19 protein-coding genes and 6 pseudogenes are annotated in these 17599 nt (G+C 59.9%); 16 read left to right on the plus strand and 9 right to left on the minus strand.

Annotation, left to right across the window (positions count from 1 at the left end):
• Window positions 1-8 precede the first annotated feature (8 nt).
• Complete coding sequence (locus AC25BC_RS31035) at window positions 9-899, plus strand: LysR family transcriptional regulator (RefSeq protein ID WP_128439484.1); 891 nt, start codon at window positions 9-11, stop codon at window positions 897-899.
• A 269-nt stretch (window positions 900-1168) separates the two neighbouring features.
• A pseudogene (locus AC25BC_RS31040) lies at window positions 1169-1528 on the plus strand (ArdC-like ssDNA-binding domain-containing protein); the annotation flags it as partial.
• Here AC25BC_RS31040 and AC25BC_RS31045 read toward each other — a convergent pair.
• Window positions 1527-2222: pseudogene (locus AC25BC_RS31045) on the minus strand (cell division protein ZapB); the annotation flags it as partial. The pseudogenes AC25BC_RS31040 and AC25BC_RS31045 sit on opposite strands and share 2 nt — an antisense overlap.
• A 14-nt stretch (window positions 2223-2236) precedes the next feature.
• Here AC25BC_RS31045 and AC25BC_RS31050 point away from each other — a divergent pair.
• The 3 genes from AC25BC_RS31050 to AC25BC_RS31060 all read left to right on the plus strand — a co-directional run bounded on the left by AC25BC_RS31050 (window position 2237) and on the right by AC25BC_RS31060 (window position 4930).
• On the plus strand, window positions 2237-3373 hold the full coding sequence (locus AC25BC_RS31050; RefSeq protein ID WP_128439485.1) for an RHE_PE00001 family protein: 1137 nt from the start codon (window positions 2237-2239) through the stop codon (window positions 3371-3373).
• Between the two features lie 224 nt (window positions 3374-3597).
• Window positions 3598-4014 carry a DUF6088 family protein gene (locus AC25BC_RS31055; RefSeq protein WP_245459841.1) on the plus strand — a complete coding sequence of 139 codons (417 nt, stop codon included), beginning with the start codon at window positions 3598-3600 and terminating at the stop codon, window positions 4012-4014.
• Window positions 4004-4930, plus strand: coding sequence for a nucleotidyl transferase AbiEii/AbiGii toxin family protein (locus tag AC25BC_RS31060; RefSeq protein ID WP_245459842.1), 927 nt, complete (start codon window positions 4004-4006; stop codon window positions 4928-4930). The genes AC25BC_RS31055 and AC25BC_RS31060 overlap by 11 nt, the downstream gene beginning before the upstream one ends.
• 278 nt (window positions 4931-5208) lie before the next feature.
• Here the strand turns inward: AC25BC_RS31060 and AC25BC_RS31065 are convergent, their stop codons facing one another.
• Window positions 5209-5352, minus strand: a complete 144-nt coding sequence (locus AC25BC_RS31065) for a hypothetical protein (protein ID WP_017997435.1) — start codon at window positions 5350-5352, stop codon at window positions 5209-5211.
• Window positions 5353-5666: 314 nt separating this feature from the next.
• Between AC25BC_RS31065 and AC25BC_RS31070 the strand changes: the two genes are divergently transcribed.
• From AC25BC_RS31070 to AC25BC_RS31095, 6 genes are all read left to right on the plus strand, one after another.
• Window positions 5667-6140 (plus strand): Hsp20 family protein, encoded by a 474-nt coding sequence (locus tag AC25BC_RS31070; protein WP_017997434.1) that lies wholly within the window; start codon window positions 5667-5669, stop codon window positions 6138-6140.
• Window positions 6141-6222: 82 nt separating this feature from the next.
• Entirely contained in the window at window positions 6223-6732 is a 510-nt protein-coding gene (locus AC25BC_RS31075) for an Hsp20/alpha crystallin family protein (RefSeq protein ID WP_128439487.1), read from the plus strand.
• 71 nt (window positions 6733-6803) lie between these two features.
• The gene (locus tag AC25BC_RS31080; RefSeq protein WP_128439556.1) at window positions 6804-7559 is read left to right on the plus strand and encodes an ETC complex I subunit; all 756 of its coding nucleotides are present in this window, start codon (window positions 6804-6806) and stop codon (window positions 7557-7559) included.
• A gap of 305 nt (window positions 7560-7864) precedes the next feature.
• Complete coding sequence (locus AC25BC_RS31085) at window positions 7865-8230, plus strand: SPW repeat protein (RefSeq protein ID WP_017997431.1); 366 nt, start codon at window positions 7865-7867, stop codon at window positions 8228-8230.
• 93 nt (window positions 8231-8323) lie between these two features.
• Window positions 8324-9709, plus strand: coding sequence for a Do family serine endopeptidase (locus tag AC25BC_RS31090; RefSeq protein WP_128439488.1), 1386 nt, complete (start codon window positions 8324-8326; stop codon window positions 9707-9709).
• 923 nt (window positions 9710-10632) lie between these two features.
• Window positions 10633-10893, plus strand: a complete 261-nt coding sequence (locus AC25BC_RS31095; protein WP_017997428.1) for a DUF982 domain-containing protein — start codon at window positions 10633-10635, stop codon at window positions 10891-10893.
• Window positions 10894-11441: 548 nt separating this feature from the next.
• Here the strand turns inward: AC25BC_RS31095 and AC25BC_RS31100 are convergent.
• Window positions 11442-12005, minus strand: a complete 564-nt coding sequence (locus tag AC25BC_RS31100) for a c-type cytochrome (RefSeq protein WP_128439489.1) — start codon at window positions 12003-12005, stop codon at window positions 11442-11444.
• Between the two features lie 351 nt (window positions 12006-12356).
• Here AC25BC_RS31100 and AC25BC_RS31105 point away from each other — a divergent pair, with 351 nt between their 5' ends.
• The 3 genes and pseudogenes from AC25BC_RS31105 to AC25BC_RS31115 form a co-directional block, all read left to right on the plus strand.
• Window positions 12357-12512, plus strand: a complete 156-nt coding sequence (locus AC25BC_RS31105) for a hypothetical protein (RefSeq protein WP_222005611.1) — start codon at window positions 12357-12359, stop codon at window positions 12510-12512.
• A gap of 9 nt (window positions 12513-12521) precedes the next feature.
• A pseudogene (locus AC25BC_RS31110) lies at window positions 12522-12698 on the plus strand (carboxymuconolactone decarboxylase family protein); the annotation flags it as partial.
• Between the two features lie 120 nt (window positions 12699-12818).
• A pseudogene (locus AC25BC_RS31115) lies at window positions 12819-13288 on the plus strand (AMP-binding enzyme); the annotation flags it as partial.
• 190 nt (window positions 13289-13478) lie between these two features.
• On the opposite strand, the pseudogene AC25BC_RS31120 reads toward AC25BC_RS31115, so the two are convergent.
• The 4 genes and pseudogenes from AC25BC_RS31120 to AC25BC_RS31135 all read right to left on the minus strand — a co-directional run bounded on the left by AC25BC_RS31120 (window position 13479) and on the right by AC25BC_RS31135 (window position 14458).
• A pseudogene (locus AC25BC_RS31120) lies at window positions 13479-13888 on the minus strand (TA system VapC family ribonuclease toxin).
• The gene (locus tag AC25BC_RS31125) at window positions 13885-14112 is read right to left on the minus strand and encodes a hypothetical protein (protein ID WP_003555338.1); all 228 of its coding nucleotides are present in this window, start codon (window positions 14110-14112) and stop codon (window positions 13885-13887) included. Before AC25BC_RS31125 ends, AC25BC_RS31120 begins: the two are co-directional and overlap by 4 nt.
• 17 nt (window positions 14113-14129) lie before the next feature.
• Window positions 14130-14285: a hypothetical protein gene (locus AC25BC_RS31130; protein ID WP_164903011.1), complete on the minus strand. Its 156-nt coding sequence runs from the start codon at window positions 14283-14285 to the stop codon at window positions 14130-14132.
• Window positions 14282-14458: a hypothetical protein gene (locus AC25BC_RS31135; protein ID WP_164902435.1), complete on the minus strand. Its 177-nt coding sequence runs from the start codon at window positions 14456-14458 to the stop codon at window positions 14282-14284. Before AC25BC_RS31135 ends, AC25BC_RS31130 begins: the two co-directional genes overlap by 4 nt.
• A 158-nt stretch (window positions 14459-14616) precedes the next feature.
• Between AC25BC_RS31135 and AC25BC_RS31140 the strand changes: the two genes are divergently transcribed.
• Window positions 14617-14787 (plus strand): LysR family transcriptional regulator, encoded by a 171-nt coding sequence (locus AC25BC_RS31140; RefSeq protein ID WP_245459843.1) that lies wholly within the window; start codon window positions 14617-14619, stop codon window positions 14785-14787.
• A gap of 574 nt (window positions 14788-15361) precedes the next feature.
• Here AC25BC_RS31140 and AC25BC_RS31145 read toward each other — a convergent pair.
• Both AC25BC_RS31145 and AC25BC_RS31150 read right to left on the minus strand, forming a co-directional pair.
• Window positions 15362-15541, minus strand: a pseudogene (locus tag AC25BC_RS31145) (hypothetical protein); the annotation flags it as partial.
• A gap of 130 nt (window positions 15542-15671) precedes the next feature.
• Window positions 15672-16619 carry a LysR family transcriptional regulator gene (locus AC25BC_RS31150; RefSeq protein WP_128439490.1) on the minus strand — a complete coding sequence of 316 codons (948 nt, stop codon included), beginning with the start codon at window positions 16617-16619 and terminating at the stop codon, window positions 15672-15674.
• Window positions 16620-16826: 207 nt separating this feature from the next.
• Between AC25BC_RS31150 and AC25BC_RS31155 the strand changes: the two genes are divergently transcribed.
• On the plus strand, window positions 16827-17561 hold the full coding sequence (locus tag AC25BC_RS31155; RefSeq protein ID WP_012760491.1) for an SDR family NAD(P)-dependent oxidoreductase: 735 nt from the start codon (window positions 16827-16829) through the stop codon (window positions 17559-17561).
• Window positions 17562-17599: the final 38 nt, after the last annotated feature.

Below are 17599 nucleotides of genomic sequence, written 5' to 3' on the forward strand. Positions count from 1 at the left end.
AGGACCCCATGGAACTACGCCAGCTCTCCTACTTCGTCGCGGTGGCCGAGGAACTGCACTTCGGTCGGGCGGCTGCCAAGGTGCGCATCGCCCAGCCGGCGCTCTCCAACCATGTGCAGGCGCTGGAACGCGAGCTCGGCTGCGCGCTGTTCATCCGCTCGACCCGGCGGGTGGAACTGACCAGGGCAGGGGAGATCTTCCACGAGCGCTGCGTCGGGATCCTGAGCGAGGTCGATCTGAGTGCCGAGATCACCAGGGCGGTGGCCGGCAAGACAATCCGGCAGATCAGGATCGGCACCGTCTATCCGGCGACCACCGGCGTGCTGCCGGCGTTTCTTGGAAAGATCGCCCGCAAGTACCCGGATATCCGAATTCATATATCAAGCGGCAATACCGGCGACATCATCCGCGGCCTGGAAAACGGCCAGATCAATCTCGGCTTCATCAGACCGGTGGAAAACATCGGCTCGTTGCGCTTCTCCTCGATCGCCCATGAGCGGTACCTGCTGGCGGTGGCGAGGAGCAACCCGCTTGCGGAGAAGGCGGAGATCGCCATCGACGATCTGCGCGGGGAGAGGATCATCGCCTTCAATCGCAAGAACCTCTCCTACACAGAGCGGTACTTCAACGAGAAGTTCGAGGAATACGATCTGACCCGCAATATCGCCTATAGCTGCGACGACACCTATTCGCTGGTGTCGCTGGTCTCGGCCGGGCTTGGCATCGGCTTTGCGCCGGAATGGACCGAGGGACTGCCGAACCGGGCCTTCGAGCTGAAGGCGGTCAGGGGCATCGACTTCAGGATCGGGCTTGGTGTTGCCTGGAATAAAGAGGATCCAACCGCCTCGCGCGACGACATTGTCGATATCGCGAGGTCATTGGCACGGCCGGCCAGGTAAACGATCTGCACTGTGGTTCATCTGTGACGCGAGCGATGTGATGCCGCCTCGCGGATCAGCCATGTCTGCCTGCGTCTAGCCCCCCCACCTAGACTTCGACCATCGCGTCCTGCCCCGGCTTGGGTCCTGCCAGGCTCGCGCCGCCGGCAACGGCTTTGCCGTCCTCCACTGCGTTGCGGCCCCGCGGGGTGCAGGCAGCACTTGCAGCCCGGCTTTCGGACCGCCGTAGCAGGTCGCGATGGCCGCGACCTCGAAACGGAGGTTCCAACATGAGCAGGCAACAATCCAATCAACGAACCGATATCCACAGCCGCATCACCAACACGATCATCGCCGATCTCAAACAGGGTGTGCGGCCTTGGACCAAACCCTGGACGACAGGGCATGCGGCAAGTGAGGTCAGCCGGCCACTGCGCCACAACGGCCAACCCTATTCCGGGATCAACGTCCTGCTGCTGTGGTCGCAAGCCATCGCCCGCGGCTTTGCCTCATCACGCTGGATGACGTTTCGCCAGGCCATCGAGCTCGGCGGCGCGGTTCGCAAGTGCGAAACCGGTACAACCGTGGTCTTTGCCAGTTCGTTCATCCGCACCGAGACGACCGAGACGGGCAGCGAGATCGAACAGGATCCTCGGCATGAAAGTCGTCCAGCCGCTCTGTCAAAAACCGGATGACCTGGCGTTTGGAAATTTCAACACCGACATCGTTCAGCAAGGTCGTCAATCGCTGCGTTGTGACCTGCCCATGGCTATGAAGCATCAGGCAGAAGCGACGCAGACTGGCGCCGTAGCCGCCCTTTATCCCTGCTGGCAGCGGCGCAATGATCGTGCGTCCTTCCGGTGTCACCCAGCATTCGCGGCGATAGCGCACCACTTCGGCCCGCACAACCAGATCCCGGACCACGCAATCCTTGTAGCCTTTAAACCGCGATCCAGGTGGGGCTCTGGCAGGCAGCACCTCTTGGCGCGTGGCGCTCCCCGTGTCGCCCTTCGGCCCGCGACGCCGCGCAGGCTTTCGGCTGCCGGCAACCGCCTTGTCGCTCGTTGCCTGCTCCATGCCCGATGGCCTGAACGGTGGGCGTGGCGGCAGGTTTTTAAGCCGCGCAATCTCGTCGCGCAGAAGCTGGTTGTCGACCTTCAGCCGGGTGTTCTCGATCCTCAGCTGATCGTTTTCTTCTCGAAGCTTTCGGTTGTCAGCCTCGAGCGCCTCAATCCGGATCTCTGCCCGATCGGCCCGTGCCACAAGTCCCGTCACCAATTCCCGCAGCGCCTTCAGCGACAGCGTATCAGCATGCTCGACCATGGGGAGGCGGCGCTTCGTCATAAAGGAAGTGAATCATGATTCACAAAAAATCGGAGTCCCCCGTGCCACCAGATCTGCTCCAGTTACTGATGCGACCGGCTTTCAATGCCGGCATCGCGCTTACGCGTTTGGACGAACGCATCGCCCGTTCGCCGGTCGGCCAAGGCTGGATTGAACGGCAAAACTTTGCTGATGCCTGTGCCTCACTGTGGATCGACGGCGAACTCGTCCACCTGGAAGACCTCATCCTCCACGACGCCACCAAGGATATTCGCACACCCACCCATGAGCTGACAATCGCCCGCGACGTGTTGCGCACGCGTCGGCGGATCGCCGGCCAATCCCCCGATTGGGCGCTCTCTACCGACGGCATCCGCTCGCTGCGGAAAACCTCGGAGATAGGGTCGGGCGGCGGGGACGAGGCGACGACGGCCGGAGTTATTCCGACGGCTGTCGCGATCGACGCGGAAGGGGAGGGGGATGATGGTGACGACGTCAAAAATCCGCCCGGCGTCGATTATGCCGCGATCGATGCGATCCTCGCGCGCTCTGACGCCGCGATCGAACAAGCCAAAAAGCCCGGCCGGGCTCCGGCCGATCCGCTGGTCCATGATCTCGATTGGGACGAGGACGAGCGGCTGGAGGAGTGGCGTGAAGTGTTGCGGCAACTAGAACATCTGCCGTCGGTGCTGCAGGCGATCGTCGCGCTCGATGCCTGGAACGAAGTTTCGGTCTTGCAGCATGCCCCCTGGCTCGGCCGGCTGCTTTGCGCCGCGATCCTGCGCCAGGCCGGCGTCACGACCGGCGAGCATCTGGCCGCCGTCAACGTTGGCCTCAAAACCATTCCGGTCGATCGGCGCCGGCATCGCGACCGGGACACGCGGCTGCTCGCCATCGCCCACGGTCTTATAACGGCCGCAGAGGTCGGTCTGAAAGAGCATGACCGACTGACACTGGCGAAGACAATGTTGGACCGAAAACTGGAGGGAAGACGAACGTCGTCAAAGCTGCCGGAACTGGCCGAGCTGGTCATGGCAAAGCCATTGGTGTCGGCGAAAATGGTGGCGAAGACGCTCGAGGTGACGCCGCAGGCGGCGCGGCGGATTGTTTTGGAACTCGGCCTGAGGGAGATGACCGGGAGGGGGAGGTTTCGGGCATGGGGGATTGTATAGCCGCCTGGTCCCTAGGGTGGAGGAAGATTCTCGAAGTCTTTGCTCGCTTCAAGTGCCACCCATGTGGTCTTGCCGCGTGACGAAGACAGCTCCTCTAACCGTAGGGGTAGGGTCTGGGCGAGGGGAAAAATTGCTCTAATCGGGAGGTCGCGTGGATAAACCTTGCCAGATGTCGGGTTTTTGCATATACACGTTGTCGGGTTTTTGTAACAACGAGGTTGACCGTGAGCCAGCCGAAGACATTGAAAAAGCGAATTGAAAATCGCGTCGCCAGGACTAAGAAGACCGACGTCTTCTTGCCTCGCGATTTTGCCGATCTGAGTGGCGAGGATCAGGTTCTTCGCGCTTTGCGGTCGCTTGTCAAGGACGGCAGCCTGATGCGCCTCGGCTATGGCGTCTATGCCCGCGCGATGCGGTCTCGGATATCGGGCCGGCCGATTATTTCGAGCTCGAACGGTTTCCATAGTGCGGCGCTTCAAGCCCTTACCAAACTGGGTGTCGCCTGGGAGCAGAGCGACAGCACCAAGGCTTACAACGAAGGCCGCTCGACGCAGATTCCGGTCAATCCGACGGTCAAGGTCAAGACGCGTTTTAACCGGCGACTCTCTGACGGCCGCACGGAGCTTCGCGTTGAAAGGTAAGCCCGATCGTCAGACGCTTCTCGAAGTGCAGGAGTATTTCGGACTTCCGTCAGCGGCGTTGGTCGAGAAGGACTGGTTTGTCGTTCAAGCGTTGGCAGCGATTCACGATGTCGAGGTCGATGGTCTCACTCTTGCATTCGGCGGTGGGACTGCGCTCGGTCGCGCCTACCGCCTGCTCGAGCGCATGTCGGAAGACATCGACCTCCGCATCATTGGCGAAAAATCCACCTCGCGAAGCGTGCTGAAGCGCCTTCGGAGCGAGGTGAATGACCGGCTGGCCGCAGCTGGTTTCGCTGTCGACGGCCACTACGAGGTGAAGCAAAACGACAAATACGTTCGATACGACTTGCCGTATGAGCCGATTGCGAGAGGCGAAGGCGTCTTGCGTCCGGAGATCAAGATCGAACTTTCGTCGTTCCCGGTCGCGGCAGCCCCGGAAACGCGCTCGGTGTCATCGTTCGTAGCGGAGGCAAGGAAGGAGAGGCCGGAAGCCATCGACGTTAAATGTGTGAGGCTAGTGGAAACCGCGGCAGACAAGTTCGTCGCTCTGGCGCGTCGCGCCGGCTTCGCCTTTTCCGGTCTTGGCGAGCTTGACCACACGCTCGTCCGACACGTCTACGATCTATCGCGGATGGATGGAAATTACGATCTGGATGCAGCCGTCACGATCGCGCTCGAGACGATGAAGGCGGAAGCCGCGACGCGCGCGGGCGACTATCCTGCTTACAAGGATGATCCCAGGGGCGAGACACTGCGCACGTACGAGATCATGGCCAGCCATACGGAATTTGCAGCAGGCTATTCGAAATTACTTGGTGATCTTGTCTACGGCGATAGGCCGGAGTTCAAAGTCGCCTTCGAGGCGACGCAGCAGTTCGCCGAGCGACTTCACAAGGCGATGATCCCAGTGCGGTAGGAAATTTGTTTAATTTCCGACAGCTTATCGAACCTCAGGTGCGGGTTTGCCGTTCGATTCCTGTCAAGGCGAAGGGACGTAGGGTCTCGGCATTTCACTAATCGGCGGCATCCGGCCGTGGGGATGCCGTTAAGTGGTTGCGTTCTGAAGCTCGAGTTCCAGTACACTGAACCGCTTGCTGTCAGTTCACGGAGACGGGCCATCAAATCGATCATCTGTCAAATAGAGGCCACGGCGTCCGGTCTATGCGACAAAGTGTCGGCCCCCGCCGGCGGCCTTCAGCCCCGAAATTCGCCTTCGTTCATGTCACGTTCGTCGTAGTTGAGGTCCCAATCCTTGGCATCTCCATCTTTGCCCGGAGTCTTCTTATTGACGGTCGCGTCGTCCGAATGGGTGATGACACGCGGCTTGGCGCTGCTCACGCCGTTGTTGGATCCTCCGGCATGATTGCTTTCCGACTGTCCTCTGGCGTCGCGCTCGATTTCCGCCTTCTACGGCTTTTTACTTTTTTCCATGTCGCTAGCGTTCCTTAGTTGTCGACCGTTGCCGATTTCATGCCGGCCAATAGGCCAAACTCAATTTTTCATTCTTGATGCCCCGGCCCCTCTTGAACCGATAACCGCCCAAATTAAATAAATTATGCTGGTAGCTCAATTGGGACCGGCAAAGTCCAGGAGACGCCGGGTCGCTCTTGGCGTCTCCTTGTATCCATGTTGCTTCAAAGGAGGATATGGCTATGAGGACAAACCTCGATTTCTCTCCCATGTTCCGGTCAAGCATCGGCTTTGACCGGATGTTAAGTGCGCTTCAAGCCGGGATCGACACCGTCGATAACTGGCCGCCCTACGACATCATCAAGACGGGTGAGGATGCATACCGCATCGAAATGGCGGTGGCGGGATTCTCCCAGGACGAACTGTTGATGACGCAGGAGCAGAACCTGCTCGTGGTCGCGGGCAGGAAGGCGGATAGCGATGACGACGTGCAGTATCTTCATCGCAGCGTCGCTCAGCGAAGCTTCCAGCGCCGCTTCGAACTTGCCGACCACGTCAAGGTCGAAAGCGCTGAACTCGTCGACGGACTGCTGATCATCGATCTGAAGCGCGAGATCCCCGAAGAAATGAAGCCGCGCCAGATCGAGATCGGAACTGGCCAGGCGCTTCCAAAGTTCGAGACCAAGCAGATCGAAGCTGAGACGCAAGCGGCTTAAGCCTCGAAAGGCACATCGGTGCCGGGCACGCCCGGCGCCGATATGCGCGCTTCGCTGCTAACCAAGAGAAAGGAGAAAAGACATGAGTGTTCGTGATCTCATTCCCTGGAGCGGGAACAACGGCCATAAGGCTCCCAGCCTTTTGCGTGATGACGATCGTGATCCGTTCCTGTCCCTGCATCGCGAGGTGAACCGATTGTTCGATGACGCATTCCGCGGCTTCGGTTCCAACTTTCCGTCGTTGACTGGCCGCAGTGGCTTTGGTGGCGGATGGCCGAACGTCGAGATCTCCGACAACGAAAAGGAGATCACGGTGACGGCCGAGGTGCCTGGACTTGAGGAAAAGGACATCGAAGTCCTGCTCAATGACGGCGTGCTGACGCTGAAAGGCGAAAAGCACTCCGAGACCGAGGACAAGGATCGCCAGTTCTCCGAACGCTACTACGGCCGCTTCGAGCGTCGCATTCCGCTCGGTGCGGAAGTCAAGGAAGACAATATCGACGCCCGATTCAGAAGCGGCGTGTTGACGGTGACCTTGCCGAAGAGTGAACAGGCGCAGTCGCAAGTCAAGCGGATCGCCATCAAGAGCTAACCAACCGATGAGCGACCGGCGGCCGGCTTTGCGGCGGCCGCCGGCATCCTTCGCCGATAGGGAGGGATATGATGATGGACGTTAACAGAGAGACCCACAACAGAGAGACGCAGAAACCAAACACGGCTGTTTCGGATACGTGGCCAGCAAATGACAACCAGCGGCAGCCTCTGTCATTCGGCCGCTCAGTATTTCCCGAGGGTGCTGTCGCCCGAATCTTCAAGCCATCGCGCTCGGTGATGACGTCAGGCACCCCGCAAACGAAAGGTTGGCAGCTCGTCTTCGAGCGCCGTAGCGCACCGTTCATCGAGCCTTTGATGGGCTATACGGGTAGTACCGACACGCTCCCACAGGTTGAGCTGGAATTTCCAACCCTTGAATCAGCAATCCGTTATGCGGAGCGGCAGGGGCTGACCTACAGGGTGCAGCGTCGGGTGAATAAGCCGGCGGCAAAGCAGAGAACCCGCCCGCGAACGTACCGACCTCATGCCTTCTCCGACTCGACATTGCTACGGCTCGGCCTCGCGGCACGTCAGGAGAGCTACGGACAGGCACTGGGCGCCGGGTTGCAGACCCACGATGGTCCCGCAACATGGCCATCGCCCGCTGACGTTGTCCGCGATCGCACGCTGACGCTGCAAGCAAAGCGGACGATCCTGATGAACTGGGCCTGGACGGAGTACCTGATCGACCGGCCAATCAACGAGGGAATGCCTGAGAACAACCGGCCGTCGCGCCTTCACGAGGTCGAGCAGGCACTGCTTGACCTCGAGCGCAACGTCGAGAGGCGAGATCTTCAGCCGACGATCAACCGAGATGCCGCGTGAGGTGGAGCCATGAACCCATCTATCGTCTTCGATTGCGAGAAGATCCTGCCCAACAGGTTCGCGCTGACTATGGCTGCGGCCGCACGAAGCCGCGCCCTTTATCGAGGGGCGGAGCCGAGGCTGGATCCGTTCTCCAGCAGCGAGCTCGCACCCTTTCTGGGCGGACCGGCAGGAACAAAGCGACTTCACTCCGCCGATCCGGCCACTCACCTCGCGGCAACGGCGAACAATCGCCGCTGCAGCACCCGTCTCCACGCCACCGGAGGCGGTTCAATGATGATGCAAACAAGTGAGGAGAAACGACAATGATGAAATCTCAGTCTTCGAAGGACCGTGCAGCATTCGATATCATCAATATCGTTGCTGGGCTGGCTCTTTTCCTGTCACCCTGGCTCCTTGGTTTCGCAACCGAGGCCTATGCTGCGTGGAATGCCTGGATCGTCGGCCTTGCCATTGCCGTGATCGCCGCCGCCGCTCTCTTCGCATTTTACGAGGCGGAAGAATGGATCAACCTCGTGCTCGGCGTCTGGGCCGTAGTGGCGCCATGGGTTCTGGGTTTCTCGGCTGTGGGCGCTGCGATGTGGGCACATCTGATTGCCGGCATCGTGGTCGCGGTTTTGGCCGCAGGCAGCATCTGGCTTACCCACAACCACCCGCTGTCGACCACCTGAGGCAAAACGAGCGGGCCCGGAACTCCGGGCCCGCTTCTTTGTTTGCATTGGGCTGGGCGGCATTGAGCTCCCGTCAAATCCAAGGAGCAAACCATGTTCGATATCCTCCAGGGATTTCATAGGATTGCCGCGTCGGTCGTGATCGCCTTTGCAGCAATCCTGCTTACGATAGCGCCGGTCACCGCGCAGACGCCGGAATCCGGCACCGCTTCGGCGTCACCTCCATCTCTGGCGCCGATGCTTGAACAAGTCACGCCGGCCGTCGTCAACATCGCGGTCGTCTCCCGCGCACCGTCGCGAGACAATCCTCTCTTCAGCGATCCCACCTTCCGCCGGTACTTCAGTCTGCCGCAACAGCAACGACGATCGAGGATGAGCGCAGGATCCGGCGTCATCGTCGACGCCGCAAAAGGCTATGTTCTCACCAATCATCACGTCGTCGACGGCGGCAGCGAGATTTCAATAACGCTGAAGGATGGACGAGAGCTTTCGGCCAAATTGATCGGCAGCGACAAGGAAACGGACATCGCTCTGTTGCAGGTCAATGCTGCAAATCTTACCGCTATCCAGATCGGGGATTCCTATGCGCTTAAGGTTGGCGACTATGTCGTGGCGATTGGCAATCCGTTCGGGCTTGGCCAGACTGTTACGTCAGGCATCGTCAGCGCGCTGGGGCGAAGCGGCCTGAATATCGAAGGTTACGAGGACTTCATTCAGACAGATGCCTCAATCAACCCCGGAAACTCAGGTGGTGCCCTGGTGACGCTCGACGGCAAATTGGTCGGCATCAATACCGCAATTCTAAGCCCCGCCGGCGCCAACGTCGGTATCGGCTTTGCCGTGCCGAGCAGTATGGCGGCGACGGTCATGAACCAGTTGATCGCGCACGGCAAGGTGGAGCGCGGTGAGCTCGGCATCGGCATTCAGGATCTGACGCCGGAGTTGGCGGAGGCTCTCGGACTCGGTGACCTCCGCGGCGCATTGATCGCCAACGTCCAGTCGGGCTCGCCGGCTGAACAGGCCGGACTGAAGACCGGAGACGTGGTCACCGCAACCGACGGACGCCCGATCGGTGGTGCGACTGATCTCAGGAACCGCATTGGCCTCATGCCTGCCGGGAGCAAGGTGAGCCTCACAGTGAAGCGCGGCGACGAGGAGAAGGTGATCACGGCTACCATTGCCATGGACGATCGGTCATCCGCAGCTCTCTCCGGCACGCCGCTCGAGGGCGCTATGATGAGGAATGCTTCTGGCGAAGAGGCGCAGCAAGCCGGAGGTCACGGTGTGGTGATCGAAAAGGTGGCTTCCGGCAGCGCGGCTGCCGGTGCTGGCCTCCAAGCAGGTGACATGATCGTCGCGCTCAATAGAGTTCCGGTCGCTTCCGTCACCGAGTTGCAGCGCAGGATTGCCGAAAAACCCGGCGTATTGGCGCTTGAACTGATCCGTGAGGGCGCGCGACTCCTTCTGGTAATCCGGTAGGAGGACCGTCAGGCGCTCCCTCATGCGGGGCGAGCGCCCTCTGTGCGTTCATTGACTGTATCCTTATGCCATGCAGGTCATCACTCGTTATGTTTCTGCATGGGATCGGTGCATCCGGCGCGCAGCCTATGCCGCTCGCCTCCTGGCACGCGAGCCTGCCGATCACCCGCTTCGCAGCACCGGACGCTCCCTTCCCACATCGCTATGGCCATCAGTGGTTCAGCACGGATGGAAACCCGCTCGATCGATCCCGGATCCGAGCAGCTCGCGAAGCACTCGACGGACTGATGGACGACGCCAGGATCGCATCATCGGCCTCTCGCAGGGCGCGATTGTCGCGCTGGATGCGGTAGCGTCCAGACGATAGAGGATCGGCGCGCTGGTTTCCTTCGCCGGACTTCTGCCGCCTCAGCGGATATCCTCCGCGAGTAGGGAAACTCGGGTGCTTCTGGTGCATGGGCAACATGACACGACGATCCCTGCGGCCGCCCTCGACGCTTGCGCTGCCAGCTCGGAGCGGCTGGCATCAAGGTGGATCTGCATATAGAACCAGTAGTCGGTCACACGATATCCTTTTCAGGGCGGAGAAGACGCTCGCGTTTCTGAAGCAGACGATCGCGTAGTTCGGTTGCCTACTTCCGCCGGACCGGGACCGTGCTGCGGCAACCTGCCGCGGCATACATTCATGGAAGCTACTCGGAATGCTTTGATTCCGCCGAGCCGGAAGGCTCCGCCTCAAAAGAGTTGCATTCCGCACCCGGCCAGGTCGTACCCTGCTGCTGTGCGGCCCATCAGGTGTCGCGGCTTTCTCTCCCCTTATTGTTGTTGCGTGTCCGGTTGCGCACAGACGTCGACGGAACGGGAACTGGCGCGAAACAGGAAGGTTCGTTTAGCTGGCATCATACGCAGAAGGAGGCCCGTCAATGGAGACGGTCATCAAAGCTGACCCGCACATCAGATGGGGAGTTCCCGTGTTCGTTCGCATAGGCAATGGCTTCCTTGAGCGTATCGACGGACCTAAGGCCGCACTGGAAGCCTTGACTCATCGTTGGCCATCGCAATCTCAACCGCAATTCGCGGCTGCGAAGTGCAGATGCGCAGACGCCATCATGCACCACGGAAACGCTGAACTCGCTCGCAGGACGTTCATAGATGCTGCTGTCGCAGCCAAGGTGCTATCATGAGCGTTCGTCCGATAGATACCGTTCAATCGGCGATGATCCCGGGATCGCTGGTGTTGGATCGCGGCCGGGGAAGACCACTATGGCGACAGTCTCTCGGGGCCGGCAATAGTTGGCTGGGCTCTCTAACCATAGACCGGCAAGCACTCATCGAATTGACGTCGCACGTAAGCATTGCAGCTGAAGCGACACCTCGCTGTCTTCCGAAAATAGCCTCTACCATCCTCCCACGTTTCGGGTTGGTCAACCGCCGCGTTTAGGGTCGTAATGACACGGCTGATATGACTGCGATCGACCCCAGCATGCCGGCCATTCTTGACGAAAGATCACCTCCCTTAGCTTCCAAGGAAACATTGGAATCCCCGGAGATCGCTCCGAGAGACTCGGAGGGAACCGAGCTTTCGAGCCTTGAGGATGCACGGTTCGACGCCAGGGAGGATGCATCGATGGCCTTTCCACGAGCGTCTTCTTCGTTCCGCGGCTGATCTTCTCTGCACGACGAAAGCCTGGCTTGCCGGGCTGGCTTCGATGGAATGCGATTGTCAGCCGCGTCACTGGGTCGCGGCGTTCGGATCAGGCAGCGGCACCGGCGAATCGGCGAGCGTGCGCAGGTAGAGAATGACGTTGGCGCGGTCCTGATCCTTCGCCAAACCGGCAAAGCCCATGGCGGTACCGGGAACATCCTTTTTGGGCGCCAGCAGGAACTTGTTGAGGTTTTCGAACGTCCACTTCTCGCTGCTGCCCTTGGAGAAATCCTTCATGGGAGCGGAATAGGCGAAGCCTGCATGCGAGGCGATCGGGCGATCTACGACACCAAAGAGGTTGGGACCGACCTTGTTCGGTCCCCCTTTGGTGCCGTCATGACAGGCCTGACACTTCTTGAAGACCGTTTCACCGGCCTTGGCATCCGCAGAAGCGAGCAATTGCGCGATCGGAACGGCAACGGCAGGCGCAGCCTCGCCGCCAGCGGCGGGCGCCTCTTCGACAACGATCGCGAAACCTTCCTTTTCCGGTGCTTCGGAATGGAAGATCCCTTCGGACGCGATGGAGACCGACATCAGAACGAAAATCGTTCCGAGCAGCGCCCCCACGGCCGTATTGACGTATGAATTCATCTGCAATGCTCCCCTTGCAGCCGGCAGACCATAAACCGGACGATCTTCAAATCGCGCGGAAGCGTCAAAAAGAGCCCCGCTTTGCTTGCGGGGCGAGTGAGCGTACATGAAAGGGATCGACGAAGGCCAAAAAACCTTAGATCCGACGCTCGAACGCATCGAAGTCGGAAGAGTTCCCCGAGCCTCCGAAAAACACTAAAACGAGGCGCGGATATATCGTTTTCACCTGGCGAACGAATCAACAGCCTGCTAATCAGCTGTGACTAATGATGGCTCGGGGCGAAGAGGATTTTCTTGCATTCACGAAGGTCAATCGCGGAACGCACTATCGCGCGGGCGCGGGAGCGCGGCATGCCAATTGACGACGACGTGGAGTACATGACCCTGGTTGAGCTCTGGATCGAAGGCGAGATCGATGTCCAGGGCATGCGTCACCGCTATAACGAGCTCGTTGCCCGCCGGTCCGCGGATCGAAGAGCGCGAAAATCCTCCTTCCCAAAGCTTTAAGCCGGTTCCGGTGTTATGCTTCATGTTCCCGCCCTGGGTCTACCCCTTCAGGAGCTGGGCGCTGCCATCCGCTACGGGACTCGATTAAGCGACCGCGTCCGCGAAATTGCAATCCTCTGCGTTGCCGCCGAAACCGACAGCGCCTTTGAACGATATGCCCACGAGCGGGTTGGGCGCGCTGTTGGGGCCATGGTGAAACCGAGCTGAATGACCTGGCCGCAAGCCGCTTTTCGGCACCAAGTTCCTCGCCGGCGAGCTGCCGATGTCTGATGAGGAAGTCGCTGACAAAAGGCATAGGCCGCTGTTTCGACTGGAAAGGGCAAGTATTTCACCGGACGGACGGTTATTACTGGATCACCGGCCGCGTCGACGACGTGCTGAACGTCTCCGGCCACCGGGTCGGCACGGCGGAGGTGTAATCCGCTCTCGTCTCGCACAATCTGGTCTCGGAAGCCGCGGTCGTCGGATCCGATCAAGGGCCAGGGTATTTATTGCTACGTGACGCTGATGGCCGGTCACGAGGGATCGGATATGCTTCGCCAGGATCTGGTGAAACATGTGCGTTGCCGAAATTGACCAGATCGCCGCACCAGACAAGATCCAGTTTGCGCCCCGGCCTGCCGAAGGCCCGCTCCGGCAAGATCCTGCGCCGCATCCTGCGCAAGATTGCCGAAGACGACTTCGGTGCTCTCGGCGACACTTCGACGCTTGCCGATCCGGCAGTCGTCGACGATCTGATCGCCAACCGGCAGAACAAGACAGGTGGCGGCGCGTAACACAGGCGATGGAGCGATGTCGACCGGCTCAATTACATCGCATCGAAGTTCCACAAATACCCCTTACGCCACCGACCAATAGCGGGGTCAATGATTCTGGCAGGGCGAGAGCTTCGAGGCCGGCGTCCGACTTGTTGCTATGGGGTTCACGTTGCAAACCAGGCAGATCGCATAATGGATTGACGGGAACTCACGATCTACTCGTGGTGATCAGGTGCAAGGCAGAATTGCCCCTTGTAACCGCTGCTGCTGACAGCTTGCGATCGAATGTTGCCAGCTGGCGTCAGTTACCTGCCCCGATGTTAGAATTTTCGCGGGAGCGATATCACCTGACCCGACAAGGCTCACATCGTCCGGCCAAAAACTGTGACCGGGGAGCGACCGCAATTTGCGGACAATTTCCGTCACGAGTGACGGTGAACCGGGAGAGTTGGGATATTTGGGGTTGCCGACAATCCGGATGACACCATTTTCGGTAATGGGGCAGGTAGCCCACGCGCTCTGACCTATCGCCGCGAACCATTCGTGCGCATCATCATGGGCTACATGGCCCGGATCGATTAAGGCAATCAGCACATTGACGTCGAGCAGGAAAGTCACGGCAGTTCGTCACGCATGGCGTTCACGATTTCGAGCGTCACTGGCGGCGTATCCGGCCGTGTTGACAAGAGAGGAATGCCATTGCGCTCGCCGCTGCTCGGCGGTCGGCGCAGAGAACGTCTCGCCAGCTCGGAAATGACCTCGCCGACGCTCCGGTGCTGCTGGGTTGCCATCGCTTTTGCGGCGGTCAGCACATCGTCGTCGATTGCCAAGGTCGTTCTCATCTTCGTCTCATCGCGCATCAATCATCACGCATCATATAAAGCAAGTGGTCGGTCTTCTCAAGGTGGGTATCGAAAGAACGCACCACTACGCCAATCTGTTCACCTGCGAAAACGGTTGCAATCAGGTTCTCAAATGCGCGCAAACCACGGGTCTCCGGTTCGAACCTGCTCAAGCCGCCCAACCGCCCGTAGCCGGAACCGTCTCCTTCAGATTCTTCCGGTGTAGGATGAAGAGCCCCGCAACTGAAATGATTGCGGCGCAGATGATGATCCGTGCACCGGGAATATCGTTGAAGAAGAGGTAGCCGAGGACGATCGCCCAGAGCAGCACCGTACATTGCAGCAAGTGGCGAGGCCGTTGACTTCGGGCATCGCCTTGTCTTTCGTCGTCTGGTAGAGAGGCAGCATCACGTGACCTTGGGCTTTTGCTGAAGGCATATCCTCCTCGTCACGGAAGGCGAAGGTTGAGAACGAACGGAGTTTCAACTGTGGTACGGCGCTATTGTGGACTTCCCATCGTTAAAGGCGCTCGCGATCTTCGAGGCATCCGCCCGCCATTCGAGCCTCACCGTGGCGGCAAATGAGCTCGACATCACGCCGGTGGCCGTCAGCCGGCAGGTCAAGGCGATAGAGGACGAACTCGGCGTCCAGCTATTCATTCGCAAGGGACAGTAGTGACGTTAACGACCCATGGGGAGGAGCTATACAATGTGCTGGCAAGCGCCTTTTCCCGGACCTCCGCGTCGTCAAATCGATAAAGCGCGGGGATAGGGCGCGCAACGTGACATTCGCTTGCAGCGACGTCTTCGCCACCAAGTGGCTGATCCCGCGAATGCCCGACTTCTGGCGCAGCCATCAGGAGGTGATGGTAGACCATCTCATTTCGACGACGTGAAGAACTTTCGCCGGGCCGAAGTGGAGTTGAGGGTGCGGTATGGCCTTGGCGCCTGGGTCGACGAGACGGCAGAATTCGTGTTCGATGACTGCGTCTATCCCGTGTGCAGTCCGAATTTCGCTGAACAAAATCGGCAAGCGACGAGAACCGAACTCGGCGAACTGCCGCTACTGAATGTTGACTGGCTCGGCCCCGACTGGGTGGGCTGGGAACAGGCACTTCTTCGAGCCGGTGCTCCTCATCGCGGCCAGGTCGGCCGCAGATTTGGAAAGTTCAATGTGGCGCTGCAAGCGGCAATGGCCGATCAAGGCCTGGTGATAGGTTGGCATCGCTCGTCGGCCACCGGGATCGAGATAGGGCGGCAAAGATCGTCGGGCTGTCGAAGTTCGGCCAGCACATGAAATCGATGGCGCCGTCCTTGGCGACGAGCGCCAGAGTTGCGAGATCGCCGAGCACCCCATGATCGGCAATAGAGCGAGGGATCCCGCCATCTTCAGCCGAAACGCGACTTGAGGCACCAGCTTCCGCCTGCATATTCATAGGATACTCCGTCCTTGGGATTTCGGACACGTAGGGGCAGTCGGCAAGACGCCGCAGCGTTTCCGATCCCGGCATTCCTGTGTGCCTTGCCGCTCGAGCCTCAAGGTCGATGGGCTATTAGTCCTCACGCATCCTGCAAGCTGTTCGCTATTCGCAAGTTCTGCTTAGCCAAATGGTCGTGGGAATGTATCTCGCCGGCAAGCAATTCCGCGTGGGCACGCAGTCTCTCCGATATGAACTCCGTGAAGAGGCGAACACGCTTGGTCTTGCGCGCCTCACCCTGTGTCAGCACCCATAGGGTTCCATGGGGGCCGAGACGTGTGCCTGGAACCCTGACGAACAGCGGCTCAGCGTCTCCCACGAAGCTGGGGAGCGCCGATATCCCCAGTCCCAGGCGCATCGCCTCGAGGTGGGCTGCATCTTCCAGGACACGGAACGGGGCGCCGGTGACTTCGACAACATCGCCGTGAGCCCACTCCGGCACGCCTTCGATGTTCTTCGAGATCCACCTGATGTCGCCAGACGTGCCGGCTTTCCAGGCCGCAAGGAGGTCGCGGGACATATAGACACCGACAGAAAGATCCGGCCCTTTCACGCCGTGGAGGTTCTGCGGCAACGAGTTGCGATTAAACACGACCCTCAAGGCGACATCGGCTTCGCGATTTGTCAGGTTGGCGTTTTCCAGCGAGGAGTGGATCTCCATTTCGATTTCGGGGTGCTGTCGCCCGAAATCTGCAAAGTCAGGCATCAACAGATGTGTCGCCAGTGTGGGCGCCATCGTGACGCGCAGCGGACCCCGCACGGCCTGATCACGACCGGACACGCGGCTGACCAGCAGATTGGACGAAGCCTCCATCTGTTCCGCCAGTTCCTGCACCTGTTCGCCCGCCTCGGTGAGGCGATAACCTGCAGGCAGTTTTTCGAACAGCTGCGAATGGAGCCGGGTCTCAAGCTGCGCGATGCGTCGTAGGATCGTGGTATGATTGACGTCGAGCTGGGCCGCGGCGGCGCGAACCGAACCGTGTCGTGCCACGGCGAGAAAATAACGAACATCATCCCAATCGATTGTCATTGTCGTTTCCTCATCGCAATGCTGATGCCTTCAAGCGGTGCTATAGCACAGAACCTACGCAGTCAGCGGTGCATTTCTGCACCACGGTTGTGCGGCTTTCCCCACTGATAGGCTCGACCGCGAGCCCCTACTTCAACGAAGCGGGTCGAGGCACCGACCCAAAACAATTTTCTGTTTTCCGCTCAACGTAAATGAAGGACGTATTCCATGACCAGACTGAATGGAAAGACCGCCGTGATCACCGGTGGTGCAACGGGTATTGGCCGCGCTGCTGCAAAGCGTTTCGTCGAAGAGGGCGCTTTTGTCTATATCTACGGTCGCCGGCAGGAGGCGCTTGACGCCGCTGTCGCCGAGCTTGGCCCCAACGCCCGCGCGGTGAAGGGCTCGGTCTCCGATGAGGCCGACCTGGATCGGCTGTACGCCACGGTGAAGGCAGAACGCGGAACGCTCGACATCGTCTTCGCCAATGCCGGCGCCGGAACCCCGCTTCCGCTTGGCCAGATCACCGGCAAGCACATCGACGGGACCTTTGAAACCAACGTGAAGGGCACGATCTTCACGGTCCAGAAGGCGCTGCCGCTGATGGGCAAGGGGGGTTCGATTATCCTCACCGGATCAAGTGCCGGCACCACGGGCGCACCAGGATTTACCGCCTATAGCGCAAGCAAGGCCGCCGTGCGCAACCTCGCTCGGACTTGGGCGGAGGATCTGAAAGGCACGGGCATCCGCGTCAACGTGCTATCGCCGGGGGCGACGGCGACCGAACTCGCTAAAGAAGCGCTCGGTGAGGAAGGCCAGAAGGCCTATGGCGCAATGACGCCGCTCCAGCGCATGGCCGATCCGTCGGAAATTGGTGCGGCAGCTGCCTTCCTGGCATCGGACGACAGCAGCTTCATGACTGCCAGCGAAGTCGCCGTCGACGGCGGCCTTGCCCAGCTCTAACCCGCAGCCATCTTCGGTGCCCCATTCAGTCGCGGGCG

This window comes from Rhizobium sp. WSM409, assembly GCF_057653825.1.

Coding starts and splice junctions, on each gene's coding strand:
- AC25BC_RS31080 (WP_128439556.1), top strand. CDS start 6,804: ATGATGGACGTTAACAGAGAGACCCACAACAGAGAGACGCAGAAACCA.
- AC25BC_RS31125 (WP_003555338.1), bottom strand. CDS start 14,112: ATGAGAACGACCTTGGCAATCGACGACGATGTGCTGACCGCCGCAAAA.
- AC25BC_RS31155 (WP_012760491.1), top strand. CDS start 16,827: ATGACCAGACTGAATGGAAAGACCGCCGTGATCACCGGTGGTGCAACG.
- AC25BC_RS31105 (WP_222005611.1), top strand. CDS start 12,357: ATGCCAATTGACGACGACGTGGAGTACATGACCCTGGTTGAGCTCTGG.
- AC25BC_RS31070 (WP_017997434.1), top strand. CDS start 5,667: ATGAGGACAAACCTCGATTTCTCTCCCATGTTCCGGTCAAGCATCGGC.
- AC25BC_RS31150 (WP_128439490.1), bottom strand. CDS start 16,619: ATGACAATCGATTGGGATGATGTTCGTTATTTTCTCGCCGTGGCACGA.
- AC25BC_RS31100 (WP_128439489.1), bottom strand. CDS start 12,005: ATGAATTCATACGTCAATACGGCCGTGGGGGCGCTGCTCGGAACGATT.
- AC25BC_RS31095 (WP_017997428.1), top strand. CDS start 10,633: ATGGAGACGGTCATCAAAGCTGACCCGCACATCAGATGGGGAGTTCCC.
- AC25BC_RS31090 (WP_128439488.1), top strand. CDS start 8,324: ATGTTCGATATCCTCCAGGGATTTCATAGGATTGCCGCGTCGGTCGTG.
- AC25BC_RS31050 (WP_128439485.1), top strand. CDS start 2,237: ATGATTCACAAAAAATCGGAGTCCCCCGTGCCACCAGATCTGCTCCAG.
- AC25BC_RS31075 (WP_128439487.1), top strand. CDS start 6,223: ATGAGTGTTCGTGATCTCATTCCCTGGAGCGGGAACAACGGCCATAAG.
- AC25BC_RS31085 (WP_017997431.1), top strand. CDS start 7,865: ATGATGAAATCTCAGTCTTCGAAGGACCGTGCAGCATTCGATATCATC.
- AC25BC_RS31035 (WP_128439484.1), top strand. CDS start 9: ATGGAACTACGCCAGCTCTCCTACTTCGTCGCGGTGGCCGAGGAACTG.